We start from the raw sequence: 14931 nt of genomic DNA on the forward strand, positions 1-14931 counted from the left end.
GAATCCGTTGCTGGCTAGGACGCGAGGGCGTCTGCGCCGGCCACGATTTCGGAAAGCTCCTGCGTAATCTCGGCCTGGCGGGCCGTGTTGCGAAGGCGCGTGTACTTCTTGATCAAATCCGTAGCGTTGTCACCGGCCGACTTCATAGCGCGCTGGCGGGCTGCGAGCTCGGAAGCTGCGGCCTGCAGCATGGCTGCGAAGATGCGGGACTCGATGTAACGCGGAAGCAGTGCGTCAAGCACCTGCTCTGTTTCCGGTTCAAACTCGTACAACGGCAACAGCTCGGATTCCGAGGCTGCTTCCTCTTCGACGACCTCCAGCGGGAGCAAACGGATGACCGTAGGCTCCTGCGTCACCATGGACTTGAAGCGGGTGTACACAACGTGGATCTCGTCCACGCCGCCCTCTTCGAAGTCAGTGGAGAAGTCTTCAAGAAGTGCAGCTCCGACTTCCTGCGCGGTTTCGAATTCCGGTGCGTCCGTGCCACCAGTCCATACGCGGGCGTAGGACCGGTTGCGGAAATCGAAGTACGCCTGCGCCTTGCGGCCAACCAGGTACGCCTTGACTTCCTTGCCTTCTGCGTGAAGAAGCTCGGTGAGACCTTCAGCCTGCTTGAGCACGCTCGCGGAGTAGGATCCTGCAAGGCCGCGGTCCGATGTAATGATCAGGACTGCGGCGCGGCGGATCTGCTCCGGCTCGGTGGTCAGCGGGTGGTCGATTTCGCTCTGAGTTGCGACAGCAGAAACGGCGCGGGTAATCGCGTTCGCGTAAGGCAGTGAAGCTGCTACGCGGGCGCGGGCCTTACCGATGCGCGAGGTAGCGATCAGTTCCATCGCCTTGAAGATCTTGCGCATCGACGTCGTCGAGCTGATCTTCTGACGGTAGACCCGAATCTGGGCTCCCATACTTATCCTTTCCTAAGTTCCCGATGTGCTGCCCTGCCGGGGCCCTTGCGGACCCCGGCAGAGCAGGTTATCGAAACTAGCGCTTCTGCTTGACGATCTTTTCCTGGTCGACGTCGCCGCCGGAGATCGCTGCGTGCTCTTCGTGGCCAGCGCCAACCAAGTGGTTGTCGCCTTCGCCGAAGAAGCCCTTCTTGAAGGAAACAATTGCTTCCTTCAAGGCTGCAGCGGTGTCGTCATCCAGGACGTTGGTCTGTGCCAGCGTGGTCAGGATGGAGGACTTGTGCGTGAGGTGCTCCAGGAACTCGGACTCGAAGCGGCTGATGTCCTCAACCGGAACGTCGTCCAGGTAACCGTTGGTACCGGCCCAGATGGAGACAACCTGGTTCTCAACCGGGAACGGTGAGTACTGGCCCTGCTTCAGCAGTTCCATCAGGCGTGCACCACGGGTCAGCTGCTGACGGGAAGCAGCATCCAGGTCAGAGGCGAACATAGCGAATGCCTGCATGTCGCGGTACTGAGCCAGGTCCAGCTTCAAGGTACCGGAGACCTTCTTCATGGACTTGACCTGTGCAGCGCCACCAACGCGGGACACGGACACACCAACGTCAACAGCGGGACGCTGGTTGGCGTTGAAGAGGTCCGACTGGAGGAAGATCTGGCCATCGGTAATGGAGATCACGTTGGTCGGGATGTAGGCAGAAACGTCGTTTGCCTTGGTTTCAACGATCGGCAGACCGGTCATCGAACCTGCACCGAGCTCGTCAGAGAGCTTGGCACAACGCTCCAGCAGACGGGAGTGCAAGTAGAAAACGTCACCCGGGTAGGCTTCGCGTCCCGGCGGACGACGCAGCAGCAGGGATACGGCGCGGTAGGCTTCGGCCTGCTTGGACAGGTCATCGAAGATCACCAGAACGTGCTTGCCGCCGTACATCCAGTGCTGGCCGATGGCCGAACCTGCATACGGTGCCAAGTACTTGAAGCCGGCGGGGTCAGATGCCGGGGACGCCACGATGGTGGTGTACTCCAGTGCGCCGTGATCCTCGAGTGTCTGACGAACGGCTGCGATGGTGGAAGCCTTCTGGCCAACACCGACGTAGACGCAACGTACCTGCTTGGTGACATCTCCCGAAGCCCAGTTGGCCTTCTGGTTGATGATGGTGTCCACGGCGATGGCGGTCTTGCCGGTCTGGCGGTCACCAATGATCAGCTGACGCTGGCCACGGCCGATCGGGATCATGGCGTCGATAGCCTTGAGGCCGGTCTGCATCGGTTCGTGAACCGACTTGCGTTCGGTAACGCCCGGAGCCTGAAGTTCCAGGGCACGGGTGGCTTCGGCCTTGATCTCGCCGAGGTCATCGATCGGCTGGCCCAGGGGGTCGACGACGCGACCCAGGAAGGCATCGCCAACCGGGACGGACAGGATCTCACCGGTACGGTGAACTTCCTGGCCTTCTTCAATACCGGTGAAGTCACCGAGGATAATGACACCGATCTCGCGGACGTCAAGGTTCTGGGCCAGGCCCAGCGTGCCATCTTCGAAGCGAAGCAGCTCGTTCGCCATGACCGAGGGAAGACCCTCAACACGGGCGATGCCGTCACTTGCGGTGGTCACACGACCAACCTCTACGCGCTCTGCGTTTCCGGGTTCGTAGGACGCCGCGAACTCGTTCAACGCATTACGGACGTCGTCGGCGTTGATGGTCAATTCGGCCATCTGCAGTCCCTGCTCTCCTGTTTTCGTGATCATCGTTGCTCACGATGACCGGGTTTTATATCAGTTAAGTTGTGCTTTGTCTTCGCTAGCCAGCGAGCTGGCGGCGGAGTTCGGTCAGACGGGCGATAACCGAAGCGTCGAGCACTTCGTCACCCACCTGCACGCGGATTCCACCGATCAGTGCGGGGTCAACATTGACGTTGACCTTCAGTTCGCGGCCGTACAGGGCATCCAGCCCGGCCTGCAGACGGCTGGCCTGCGTTTCCGTCAACGGACGGGTAACGCTGACAGTTGCAATCCAGCGCTGCTGACGCTTGGCTGCAAGCTTGGCGAATGAATCGACAAGCTTGCTCGGCTTGACACCGCGCGGCTGCGTAACTGCCTGGCTGATGAGAACCTTTGCTTCCTCGCTGCTGCCAGGAACAAGCTTCTCGGCCAGTGCAATCTTCGCCGCGGGAGATGCCTGCGGCTCAGACAGAGCACGTTGTACCTCGTGGCTGGAGGCGACGGCCTGATTGAAGGCAAACAGATCGTTTTCCAGCTCTTCCAGCCCCGTGATACCGGAGGCAGAAACGGCCGACTTGTTTTCAGCTACGGCAATGACAACCGTGGCAGCAAGCGTCTCGAGTGCATCGCCGATATCGCGTGCCGATGCCCAGCGCGAGCTGGCCAATCCGCCTGCAATCTCAGCAGCATCAGCGGAGACTTTTCCGCCAACCAGCTGCTTGACCAGCGCCGACTTCTCGTCACCGGAACGGGACGGGTCAGTCAGGGCGCGGCGCAAGCCAGCCGAGCTGTCCACCGTTCCCAGGATTCCGAAGAGGTCCTTAGCCAACTGCAGCGAGGCGAAGGGAAGCTTGGCTTCCAGCTGCGCCAGTGCTGTGGTCAGCGATTCGCTCGATATACCTGCCATTACTTAGCTGCACCTGCGCTCTGGGTCTCCAGATCTGCAAGGAAGCGGTCCACAACGCGTGCGGCGCGCTGGTCGTCGGTGAGTGCTTCCCCAACGATGCGGCCGGCCAGCGTAGTGGCCAAAGTGCCAACCTCGGAGCGAAGCGAGACAACAGCTGCCTGGCGCTCCGACTCGATGGCAGCGTGTGCCTGCTCAGTGATGCGCGCAGATTCTGCCGCAGCCTTTGCCTTCAGGTCCGCGAGGATCTGGGCGCCTTCGGCGCGTGCTTCTTCGCGGATGCGGTTGGCTTCGGCACGGGCATCGGTGAGCTGCTGCTTGTACTCTTCAAGAGCTGCAGAAGCTTCCGCCTGGGCCGCTTCGGCCTTTGCAATGCCACCTTCGATTGCTTCGGCGCGCTCTGCGAAGGTCTTCTCGAACATCGGGACAACAAACTTGACCACGATGTACATGAGGACCGCAAAGCCCACGAGGACTACGCCCATTTCCCAGACGTTGGGAACGAGCGGATTAGCCTCCGCAGCGCCTTCAGTGGCGGCTGAGATGATCAGCTGATTCATATTTCACCCGTCCTATCTACTCGTGCTTGGGATTCGCTTGGTTCTAAGGACTAGGAAAGAACGAAAGCGAAGACCAGGCCGAGGATGGCGAGAGCTTCAGTCAGTGCCAGACCAAGGAACGCGATCGGCTGCAGCACACGCTGAGCTTCCGGCTGACGTGCAACACCGTTGATGTACGCGGCGAACACGAGACCCACACCGATACCACCGCCGATGGCCGAGAGACCGTAGCCGATGAGGTTGAGGGAGCCGTTGATGGTGCCTTCCATTTTTTCTTCCTTTCAAGATGCCGCCCGTGCGGCAGGTTGTTTGGGTTGCTTCATCCCCGCGAGGGGAAGTTTTGGGAGCCTAGTGGCTGTCGGCGTGCAGGGCGCCTTCGATGTAGATCGCGGTCAACAGTGTGAACACGTAAGCCTGCAGGGCCATGATCAGTGCTTCGAGCATGTACATGGCCACGGCGCCTACCAGTACCAGTACCGATGCGCCCTTGAGCAGGACGTTCTCCTGCATGATAAGGAACTCGATGCCGGAACCGGCGAGCATGACGATCAAGTGGCCGGCCAGCATGGTCGCGAACAGACGGAGGCTGTGCGTGACGGGGCGGACCAGGAAGTTGGAGATGATTTCGATCGGTACCACGATCGGCAGGATGTACCACGGAACACCGGACGGAACTGTGGCGAGCTTGAAGTACTTCAGGCCGTTCTTCTTGATACCGATGATGATCCAGGTGAAGTACACGATGCCGGCCATGACGTAGGCGCCGCCTACGTGCGAGAAGCTCGGAAGCTGGATCACCGGGATGGCGCCGTAGATGTTGTTCACCAGAATGAAGAAGAACAGGCTGAACAGCAGCGGGACGTACTTGATGAAGTCCTTGCCGCCGATGATGTCCTTGGCGATGCCGTTACGGACGAAGCCGTAGGCCATCTCGCCTGCGAACTGCAGCTTGCCGGGAACCAGCTGCTGCTTACGTGCAGCGAGGATGAAGAATGTAGCGATAATGACGACCGATAGGATCACCAGCAACATCTGCTTGGAGAAGCCATCGTGCGCACCCCAAGGCAGGATTGCCGGCAGGTGCATTTCGTCGATTCCGGGTGGGGTGAATGACCCCGAATCCTGGGCGGGGAGCGCAAGCGCGATCAACGCGTTTCCTCTCTGCTGTGTCCATCATTGGGCATTGGTTGGAATCCGGACGCGTTGGACGCATCTGCATTCCTTGTGAAATTATTTGGCATTACTGTCCCCGTCCGTGGACGGACCGCTGTCTGCGTTGCTCTCGCCAGAAGAGGAGCTTTGTCTGGTGAGGCCGTGCATATGGGAAAGATAGAACCCTCCTGCGGCTCCCAGCAGAGCGCCAAGGAGCACAATCCAGCGGGTCCCCCACAGATTATCCAGACCCCAGCCTATCAAACTCCAGACAATGATCCCGCCAATGATGTAGCTGAAGACGGCAATGCCGGCGTTGTATCCGCCGTCGTTTCCGGCTTCCGCGGATTCATTGCGGTTGGCAGCTTGCTGATCAGTCACAGCCGGGCGTGAATAGCGCTTACGCGGGGACATCCGGGCCGCCTTTCTGCTCAGCAGGATCGTTGTAGATCTGCAGGCGGGCCTTGCTGAAGCCATAGATCTCGGCGGCTTGCCAGAAGACGACGGTGACCACGGCGCCGATGAGGAACCAACGGTCGTGGAGCCATTCCGGAGCGCCGAGTACAAAGAGCACAACGGCGAATCCGACCACCTTGATGAAATACGTCGCAACAAAGAGGCCGACTGCACCGGAGGGGTTGTTACGGCCAACGAAGTGGCCGATCAGGAGGCTGATCCCAAAGAAGAGCATGACCAGCACGGCACCGAACGCGGCTGAAAGCGCGCCCTGCCCGCCATTGATGAAGGCTGCGATCACACAGGTGACGGCCGTGGCCGCTACTGCTGCTGCAGCGCTAAGAAGAAGCAACCGGAGCCACAACGAGGACGGCTGACCAACAGATCCAACACCACGTTTACCGGACGGGCGTCCGGTTTCGGCGTTGGATGTCATGGGGATACCAATCCTCGTGGCACAGGTGCCATATTCTCAAAGTGGGGTTACGGGCGAGTGACTGTCCGCAGAAAGAATTCTACATGAGATAGAACTGTGACCATAACCGGCCGTCACAACTACTCCCCAGGCCGCGTGGAGTTCCGGGTGAAGTAGGGCCACGCCGTTACGGCGGCCATGACCAGCGCTGCCGCTATGACCACGATGAGCACGATTTGCCATGGGAACACAGCAAAGGCGACACCGCCGAAGGCAAGAATGCACGTCCACACATAGAGCATGACGACGGCGCTGCGGTGCGAGTATCCGAGGTCCACCAACTTGTGGTGGAGGTGCCCGCGGTCAGCCGACCACGGCGATTGGCCTCTGGCTGTTCTGCGGACAACAGCCATCCCCAGGTCAAGAAGGGGAAGGGACAGTACCGCGAAAGGAAGCAAAATAGGAACGATCGTGGGGATACCGTTGGCGCGGTCGTAGAGGCCGGACCCGATCTGTCCAGTGGCCACAACACCGGCGGAAGCCATGAGCAAGCCGATAAGCATTGCCCCGGAATCTCCCATGAAGATTTTGGCGGGGAACCAATTATGCGGCAGGAACCCGATGCAACTGCCAACCAGGATGGCCATCAGGAGTGTTGCGAGATCCGAGTTGTCCGTGGATGGGTTGTTACGGTGTACCCAGTACGCGGTGAGGAAGAAGGCTCCGCCACCAATGATCGCGACTCCGGCGGCCAAACCGTCCAGTCCGTCGATAAAGTTGACGGCATTCATGGTGGTGACAATGAGGCCGGCCGTCAGCACAATCTGGACCACCTCGGACTCAAGGAAAATCGGTTCAGGGATGAAGGGCACCACAGACATCCGCACACCCCAGATAGCCACAATGAACGCTGCCGCGGCCTGGCCCAGAAGTTTGATCCACCAGCGGATGTCGAGGATATCGTCCGCGACCCCCACGGCGACGATCACTACAGCACCGGCCAGGATCCCCCAGGGGGCATCGTTGTGCCTGAAAATGTCCTTGACGAAAAAGGAATTGCTCGCGACTACCAACGCGGCGAAGAAGCCCACAAAGATGCCCAGTCCCCCAAGTTTGGAGATCAGGGCTGAGTGCATGTCACGGCTTCGGATGGGTTGGTACAAACGGAGCTTGTTTCCCACCACACGGGCACCCCATGTCCCGGCATACGCCACAACCGCAGCCGTAAGGGCCATCAGCATGTACATGATCATGCCGCGGCCCCAAAGAGCAGCCCGATGAATAACCGGGAAACCTGGATCACTGCACGCAGCCGGCGCGCACTGCCGCGAAATTGAGCGCAGCTCAGGGTGTGGAATTCTGTCTTTGGATAAATGGAACTTCTCCGTCGCCATGCCTGCACCGGCTGTGCCGAATGTTGCGGGATTTCTGTGGACTCTTGTCACGATACTAATGCCAACGGTCGTGACCACCCTGTGACGCAGCCGCCAAACCCAGCGTGTTTGGCTGAGGTTAAGCTGCGTGGCTCTTACCGAACCGGCTCTTGTCTTACCGAACCGGCTCTTGAACATTGCGCAACGCGTAGATGCCTTCGAGCACTTGGTCGTTGGAACGCGGGGCTTTCAGGCTGTGCCGCAGGCCCTTGAAAAACCCTGCCAACAGCACTTTGCGGTTGGGCGAGGCCGCGATGGTACGGGTCCAGTTGCGCAGCGAAGCACCGGTGAACAGGACCTTTTCCCACGGCGCCAAGGCATTCGATCGGGTATAGACCCAGAGCTTGTTCCGCACTTCATAATAGAAGCGGGGGCCCGGATCTGCTCCCGCGTCGCCAAAGACCTTGGTGTGGTGGTTGGCCACGGAGGCGTTGGTGGTCAAGGCGGTCCCCCGGCGGGAAATCCTGGCGGTGTACTCGAGATCATCGTTCCAGATGAAGTAGTCCGCAATAGGGAGGCCATGCTGTTTGACCTCTTCAGCACGTATCAGCACCGAAACGAACGATGCAGTCCGGATTTGGGTCGCACCCAGCCGGGCAGCTGCGCTGCGCTCGTTCTCGCTTGCTCCCATCCGCGGCCGCATGCGGTTCATCGGATGGTCGCGGCCATCAGTCCACACAACACGGCTTGCAATAAAGGCCGGGGCCTTACCTGCTGCCTGTCGGTAGGACTCCGATACGTCCAATGCTTCGCGAAGGGCATCCGGCTGCGGTTCCGTGTCGTCATCCATGATCCACACGTGGTCCGCGCGGTGGTCCAGTACGGCCCGTTCCATGCCGACAACGAACCCCCCGGCCCCGCCCACGTTCGTGTTCAAGGTAACCACATCAGTGGTCACCGTGCCTTGGTACTGCTGGAGGAACTCGGCGGTGCCGTCCGTGGAGGCGTTGTCCACGATGACGACGGCGTCCGGTACCCGGGTACCTGAAGCGATGCCTTCCAGGGTTGTCTGGAGGAGTTCACGCCGGTTATAGGTCACTACAACAGCGACCACTACAGGGTGGGACGTCATTTACTTGCCTTTGGTCTTGGATGGTTGGAAGCGGCGCCGGATCAGCAGGCCTGCCAGCTTCCAAGGTTCAACAAAAACTCTGTAGGCCACGCGGCCCGGGTGCAGGACCAGGCGCCAAGCCCATTCGAGCCCCAAGCGTCCGAGCCAGCGTGGCGCCAGTTTTTGGATGCCTGCAACTTGTTCAATGGCACCTCCTACAGCGCAGTAGAGGGCGGGCGGCAATTCCGGGAGCCTACGGTGCAGGACAGTTTCCTGAAGGGGCATCCCGAGTCCGATCAGGACCAACTGCGGTCGGAAGTCCGTCAGCCAGTCCACCACCGCGTCTTCCAGGGCGCTGTCCCACCCCTCACCCGGCATACCGTCCACTGTTGCACCGGGGACGATAGCGCGCAGCCGGGCGACCGCCGTCGTATTGGCCGCGCGTCCCGCGCCTACTACGGCCACGCGCTCCAGACCCTCGACCTTTCCAAGCTCCGGGATCCAATCCATGGAACCCAGCCGGTAGGCCATTGTTCCCTCACCCAAGGGCTGGAGTTGACGCTTGTGGGCGAATCCCCAGAGCATCGCAACGGGAGCACCATCCAAGAGGACGATCGGACTGCCCTCATACAAAGAACGGACATCCGGGCGCGAATGAAGCAACGTGATGCTGTGAAGGTTGTGTCCAAGCACCGTGGCGGTTGTTCCTGAGGCGATGAGCCCGCCCATGGCCTCAATAAGCTCATTGACGCGCAACGGAGTGGCGTCGACGTCAAGGACGGGGACGCGTTGGCGCTCCGGAATCATTCGGGCTTGGCTTCCCTTGAGGCCTCTGGCTTCACCGTTTCCAGCGTTGAGTCCTCGACGGCGGCGGCTTCCGTTACTTCCACAGGCGCGTCATCCGCTGTTGTGGGCTTCTCTTGGGGAACGATGGCTTCCTCAGCAGGTTCATCGACAGCCGCAGTATGCTCTGCGGCGCCGGCTGCTGTGGTTCCTTCAGGCGCCGCGTCGTCCACAGCAGGCTCCTCCGCAGGAATGGTGTCGGCGGCGCCAAGGGTCTCGCCAATGCCCAGTATCGACGGAACAATTTCGCGGAGCCGCTCCAGCTCAATGGCTCCTTGGCGCACTACCCGGAACGGAGTAGACGTGGCGTCAACAATGGTGGAGGGCAGGGCAGCAGTCCCCTTGATCGGACGGAAACCGCCTTCAAGGTAGACCTCAACGGACTCCGCCAGTTGGAGTCTCGCTTCCGAGGCTGTCTGTGCCGCTTCCTGGCCCGTCCGGTTGGCGGAGGAAACAGCCAAGGGACCCGTGAGCCCCAGGAGTTCCAGGGCAATCTGGTCATCAGGCATCCTCAGGGCAACGGTGCCCTTGGTGTCACCGAGGTCCCAGTCCAAGGACGGCTGTGCATGCAGGATCAGCGTCAACCCACCCGGCCAGAAGGCTTGAGCCAGTGCCCGGGCATCGGCGGGTACGTCGGCGGCAAGTCCATCCAAGGCGTTGACCCGGGGAATCAGGACCGGAGGAGGCATCTGCCGGCTGCGACCTTTGGAGGCCAGCAACATGGTCACGGCCAACGGCGAAAAGGCATCAGCAGCAATACCGTAGACAGTGTCCGTTGGCAGCACGATGCACTTCTTTTCGCTGATGGCGCGTTGGGCATGCTGAAGCCCTTCAGCCCGCTGGTCATCGGAAGTGCAGTTATAGGTTGTGGTCACAGCGCTATTCTTTCACTCATCAGGAGAGGGGCTTGCCAGGATCGCGCTGGTGGCACGTTCCTTGCCGTTCAGGTCGCAGTGCGTGGTGACGTTGTTCCAACGTCCGGTGCGTTCCAGCATCCCCGCGATCCATACTGCTTGGACCTCCGCGTGCTCCATCACGAAGAAACCACCGGGTTTGAGGAGGCGGGCCGCTGAGGCCGCCGCCGCCGTCGGAAGTACCATGCCGTCCGCTCCCCCACCGTACAGTGCCTCCGGCGGATCATGGAGGGCAACTTCAGGCTCTGTGGGGATGGCTTCGGACGGAATGTACGGCGGATTGGATACGACGACGTCGAACGTTCCGTTGTGCTCGGGGAGGGCATCCCGCAGGTCGCCTTGCACCAAGGTCACGCCCAGCGGTTCGAGGTTCTTCGCAGCCCAGGCGTGGGCAAAGGTACTGAACTCCACGGCATGGACTTCAGCGCCCGGAACCTCATGGGCAATGGATCCGGCGATGGCACCGGATCCCGTCCCGAGGTCCACCACCTTGGGCGTGGGCACTCCCGCGACGTGATCAATGACCAACTGGACCACCGATTCCGTTTCAGGACGGGGAATGAAGACACCCGGCCCCACGCGCAACTCAAGATGGCGGAAATACGCGACGCCGGTGATGTGCTGGAGGGGAACCCGTCCGGCACGCTCCTCCACCAGTTCCCCGTAGCCTTCCGGAGCGGGCGTGTCGCCGAGCAACATGGCACGCAGGCGGCCAAGGCCGACACCGAGCAGGTGTTCGGCAAGTAACTCGGCATCGACACGCGGGCTAGGCACACCGGCTTCGGCTAAGACGGCAGTAGCCTCGCGAACGGCGTCCGCGAGGCTCTGACCTTGGTAAAACGTCATGGATGAACTCTGCTGTGGTTGTTGTCCGGCAGGCAGTTATTCGCCGATGGCATCCAGGCGGGCCTGCTCGTCTGCTTCAATGGCTGACTGGATCACGGGTTCAAGATCGCCGTTCATGACGGCGTCAAGGTTGTAAGCCTTGTAGCCGGTGCGGTGGTCCGCGATACGGTTTTCCGGGAAGTTGTACGTACGGATGCGCTCTGAACGGTCCATGGTGCGGATCTGCGACTTGCGCTGTTCGGAGTTGGCGGCGTCGATCTGTTCCTGCTGGTGTGCCAAGAGACGGGCACGAAGGACGCGCATACCGGCTTCGCGGTTCTGCAACTGCGACTTTTCGTTCTGCATGGCCACCACGATGCCCGTAGGCAAGTGAGTGATGCGGACAGCGGAGTCAGTGGTGTTCACGGACTGCCCACCCGGACCGGATGAACGGTAAACATCGATCTTGAGGTCGTTCTGGTTGATCTCGAGTTCCTCAGGCTCATCAACTTCCGGGAGCACCAGGACGCCGGCAGCCGACGTGTGGATACGACCCTGCGACTCGGTTACGGGAACACGCTGGACGCGGTGAACGCCGCCTTCAAATTTCAACCGGGCAAAAACGCCCTGTGCGGGATCGTTCGAATTGCCCTTGATGGCGACGGCAACGTCCTTGTATCCACCAAGATCGGATTCGGTTGCGGAGATCATTTCGGTCTTCCAGCCCCGCGATTCGGCGTAACGCATGTACATACGCAGAAGATCACCGGCGAACAAAGCAGCTTCGTCGCCGCCTTCGCCGCCCTTCACTTCAAGGATCACGTTGCGGGCATCGTCCGGATCACGCGGGATCAGCAGACGGCGCAGCCGCTCTTGTGCCGCGGGGATCTGTTCCTCCAACTGCACAACCTCGGCAGCGAATTCGGGATCCTCGTCAGCCATCTCTTTGGCAGCTTCCAGATCATCGTTGAGCCCGCGCCACTTGTTGTAAGCCTCCACAATGCCCTGAAGCTGAGCGGATCGCCGCCCCAACTTCCTGGCAGCAGACTGATCGGCATAAACGGCAGGATCACTCAACTGCGCCTGAATAGCAGCATGCTCATCAAGCAATCCCTGTACGGACTCAAACATTTTCAAACCTCTTTCGACTCGCAGACAAGTCTAGTTGCGACGATTGGTGACTTAACGACCAACCGCTCAAATAAGCCGGCCAGCGAAGGTGACGGCAACGCCCAAGGTGACCTGACCGCCGTCGAGTAATTTTGCCGGCCCGGGAGTGGCATCGGGCCTGTCGTAGCGTTGCTGCCGACGTACGCGGTACGTCAGCAGCAACGCGAAGGGGCGGGGCCGGCAAAATTACTCGACGGCCCCACCCCAGATAACGCTATTTGTCGTTGTCCGACTTCGCTCCGAGCGTCGTCTTCTGAACCTGCATGAGGAACTCGACGTTGCTCTGCGTCTCCCGGATCTTGTTGGTCAGCAGTTCAAGGCTCTGCTGCTGTTCAAGGCCGGAAAGGACGCGGCGCAGCTTCCACATGATCTTGACCTCTTCAGGCGAGAGCAGGTTCTCTTCGCGGCGCGTGCCGGACGCGTTGACGTCCACGGCCGGGAAGATGCGCTTGTCTGCCAGCTGGCGGGACAGGCGGAGCTCCATGTTGCCGGTGCCCTTGAACTCTTCGAAGATGACTTCGTCCATCTTGGAGCCGGTCTCGACGAGAGCGGTTGCCAGGATGGTGAGCGAGCCACCGTTCTCGATGTTGCGGGCTGCACCGAAGAATCGCTTGGGCGGGTACAGGGCTGCTGAGTCCACGCCACCGGACAGGATACGGCCGGAGGCCGGTGCTGCCAGGTTGTAGGCACGGCCCAGGCGGGTCATGGAGTCCAGGAGAACCACCACGTCCATGCCCATTTCCACGAGGCGCTTTGCGCGTTCGATGGAGAGTTCGGCAACCGTGGTGTGGTCGTCGGCGGGACGGTCAAAGGTGGAGGCAATAACCTCACCCTTGACGGTGCGCTGCATGTCCGTGACTTCTTCGGGACGTTCGTCAACCAGCACCATCATGAGGTGAACCTCAGGGTTGTTGGTGGTGATTGCGTTCGCGATGGACTGCAGGATGAGCGTCTTGCCGGCCTTCGGCGGGGAGACGATCAGGCCACGCTGGCCCTTGCCGATCGGGGCCACGAGGTCGATAACACGCGGGCCGATCTTCTTGGGGTCCGTCTCGAGGCGCAGGCGCTCGGACGGGTACAGCGGTACGAGCTTGGCGAACTCGACGCGGTCCTTGAGTTCTTCCGGCGTCTTGCCGTTGACTGACGTGACGCGGACGAGTGCATTGAACTTCTGGCGGGCCGACTGCTGGCTGCGGTCTTCACCGTCACGAGGTGCGCGAATGGCACCGACGACGGCATCGCCCTTGCGGAGGTTGTACTTCTTCACCTGCGCCAGGGAAACGTAAACGTCGTTTGCACCGGGGAGGTATCCGGATGTACGGATGAACGCGTAGTTCTCCAGGACATCGAGGATGCCTGCTACGGGAAGCAGGACGTCGTCTTCGGTAACCTCGACGTCGTCAACGTCCGGTCCCTGCGCGCGGCCACGGCGACGCTCGTTGCGATCACGGAAGCGGTCGCTGCGGGTGTTGCCGTCACGGTTGTCCTGACCTCCCCGACGGTCGCTCCGGTCGGTCTGCTCGTTGCGGTCACGACGGTTCCGGCGGTTCCTGCGGTTGCCGGTGTCGTCGCCGTCGTTGTTGTCATCACGGCGGCCGCGAGTGTTGTCGCGACGTTCGCGCTGCTGCTCGCCAGAGTCGGACTGTTCGCGCTGCTCACGCTGTTCAGTGCGGTCGGCACGCTGCTCGCGCTGCTCGGTGCGATCGGCACGCTGCTCGCGCTGCTCACTGCGATCGGCACGCTGCTCCGCACGGTCAGTACGTTGCTCAGTGCGCTGCTCGGCGGCAGGTGCTTCGGCTGCTTCAGCAGGCGCTGCGGCAGCTTCGCCACGGCGTCGGTTACGGGTGCGCGGCTGACGACGCTCTGTAGCGGCCTCGCCGGTCTCAACGGCGGCCGGAGCTTCAGCAACCGGTGCGGTTGCGGACTCGGCAGGTGCTGCAGCGGCTTCAGCAGCTGCTACCACTCCATCACTGGTGGCGCGGCGGCTGCGGCCACGACCGCGACCACGAGGCGCTTCCTGGGCCGGGGCCTCGGCAGCTGCTTCTGCAGGTGCGCTGCTTTCCGCTGCAACCTTGGGCTCTGCGGTCCGGGCTTCCTTGGCCGCAGTTGCCTTTGCCGTCGCGGTGGCCTTGGCGGGCGCCTTGGCGGTTGAGGTTCCGGCGCGATGTGCCGAAATGGCCGTTACCAAGTCCCCCTTGCGCATACGGGATCCCCCGGAGATGCCCAGCTGACTCGCGAGAGCCTGAAGCTGGGCGAGCTTAAGGCCTGCAAGGCCGCTGCTCTTGGTGGTTGCTGCAGTTGACGAATCAGCAGCAGAAGATGTTGTGTCCACAGCTGAAGCCAGCTCAGTGGTTTCTGTCACGAAGGATCCTTCCCCCTCGACGGCGTCCAGAGCGAGAGCTGGACGCGATGATTTGTTCTGGGCTGCAGTTCAGATCTGCAGCCGGTGATTTGGGCCGTGCCTGATGGATTATGGCCAACAGGGCCGGATACTGATCGTCATCACTGGATCCAGTTGCCCGGACAGCCGGCGTAGCGTTCAGGGAACAGAGAGATTTCTGCGGCCCTGAGACAGGCCGGAAA

Annotated in this window: 15 protein-coding genes; all 15 read right to left on the reverse strand. The window is 61.1% G+C overall.

Features of this window, described 5'->3' with window-relative positions:
* Positions 1-14 precede the first annotated feature (14 nt).
* Positions 15-905 (reverse strand): F0F1 ATP synthase subunit gamma, encoded by an 891-nt coding sequence (locus tag ARUE_RS13770; RefSeq protein WP_011775258.1) that lies wholly within the window; start codon positions 903-905, stop codon positions 15-17.
* Between the two features lie 76 nt (positions 906-981).
* Positions 982-2619: a F0F1 ATP synthase subunit alpha gene (gene atpA / locus ARUE_RS13775; RefSeq protein ID WP_011775259.1), complete on the reverse strand. Its 1638-nt coding sequence runs from the start codon at positions 2617-2619 to the stop codon at positions 982-984.
* 85 nt (positions 2620-2704) lie between these two features.
* Positions 2705-3532: a F0F1 ATP synthase subunit delta gene (locus tag ARUE_RS13780; RefSeq protein WP_014922175.1), complete on the reverse strand. Its 828-nt coding sequence runs from the start codon at positions 3530-3532 to the stop codon at positions 2705-2707.
* Positions 3532-4089, reverse strand: a complete 558-nt coding sequence (locus ARUE_RS13785) for a F0F1 ATP synthase subunit B (protein ID WP_011775260.1) — start codon at positions 4087-4089, stop codon at positions 3532-3534. The genes ARUE_RS13780 and ARUE_RS13785 overlap by 1 nt, the downstream gene beginning before the upstream one ends.
* 50 nt (positions 4090-4139) lie before the next feature.
* Entirely contained in the window at positions 4140-4358 is a 219-nt protein-coding gene (atpE, locus tag ARUE_RS13790) for an ATP synthase F0 subunit C (protein WP_011775261.1), read from the reverse strand.
* 79 nt (positions 4359-4437) lie between these two features.
* The gene (atpB, locus tag ARUE_RS13795) at positions 4438-5238 is read right to left on the reverse strand and encodes a F0F1 ATP synthase subunit A (protein ID WP_014922176.1); all 801 of its coding nucleotides are present in this window, start codon (positions 5236-5238) and stop codon (positions 4438-4440) included.
* A gap of 81 nt (positions 5239-5319) precedes the next feature.
* Positions 5320-5655 (reverse strand): hypothetical protein, encoded by a 336-nt coding sequence (locus tag ARUE_RS13800; protein ID WP_043470421.1) that lies wholly within the window; start codon positions 5653-5655, stop codon positions 5320-5322.
* The gene (locus tag ARUE_RS13805; protein WP_011775263.1) at positions 5642-6133 is read right to left on the reverse strand and encodes a Cg1360 family ATP-synthase-associated protein; all 492 of its coding nucleotides are present in this window, start codon (positions 6131-6133) and stop codon (positions 5642-5644) included. The genes ARUE_RS13800 and ARUE_RS13805 overlap by 14 nt, the downstream gene beginning before the upstream one ends.
* A gap of 119 nt (positions 6134-6252) precedes the next feature.
* Entirely contained in the window at positions 6253-7365 is a 1113-nt protein-coding gene (locus ARUE_RS13810; RefSeq protein WP_187329886.1) for an MraY family glycosyltransferase, read from the reverse strand.
* Between the two features lie 295 nt (positions 7366-7660).
* On the reverse strand, positions 7661-8617 hold the full coding sequence (locus ARUE_RS13815; protein WP_014922178.1) for a glycosyltransferase: 957 nt from the start codon (positions 8615-8617) through the stop codon (positions 7661-7663).
* Entirely contained in the window at positions 8618-9403 is a 786-nt protein-coding gene (locus ARUE_RS13820; protein ID WP_011775266.1) for a WecB/TagA/CpsF family glycosyltransferase, read from the reverse strand.
* Entirely contained in the window at positions 9400-10314 is a 915-nt protein-coding gene (locus ARUE_RS13825) for an L-threonylcarbamoyladenylate synthase (RefSeq protein ID WP_014922179.1), read from the reverse strand. Before ARUE_RS13825 ends, ARUE_RS13820 begins: the two co-directional genes overlap by 4 nt.
* A 12-nt stretch (positions 10315-10326) precedes the next feature.
* Positions 10327-11199 (reverse strand): peptide chain release factor N(5)-glutamine methyltransferase, encoded by an 873-nt coding sequence (gene prmC / locus ARUE_RS13830; RefSeq protein WP_014922180.1) that lies wholly within the window; start codon positions 11197-11199, stop codon positions 10327-10329.
* Between the two features lie 36 nt (positions 11200-11235).
* Positions 11236-12309 carry a peptide chain release factor 1 gene (prfA, locus tag ARUE_RS13835; protein WP_014922181.1) on the reverse strand — a complete coding sequence of 358 codons (1074 nt, stop codon included), beginning with the start codon at positions 12307-12309 and terminating at the stop codon, positions 11236-11238.
* A 253-nt stretch (positions 12310-12562) separates the two neighbouring features.
* Positions 12563-14710 (reverse strand): transcription termination factor Rho, encoded by a 2148-nt coding sequence (rho, locus tag ARUE_RS13840; protein WP_014922182.1) that lies wholly within the window; start codon positions 14708-14710, stop codon positions 12563-12565.
* Positions 14711-14931 lie beyond the last annotated feature (221 nt).

It is taken from the genome of Arthrobacter sp. Rue61a, assembly GCF_000294695.2.
Classification (GTDB): domain Bacteria; phylum Actinomycetota; class Actinomycetes; order Actinomycetales; family Micrococcaceae; genus Arthrobacter; species Arthrobacter aurescens_A.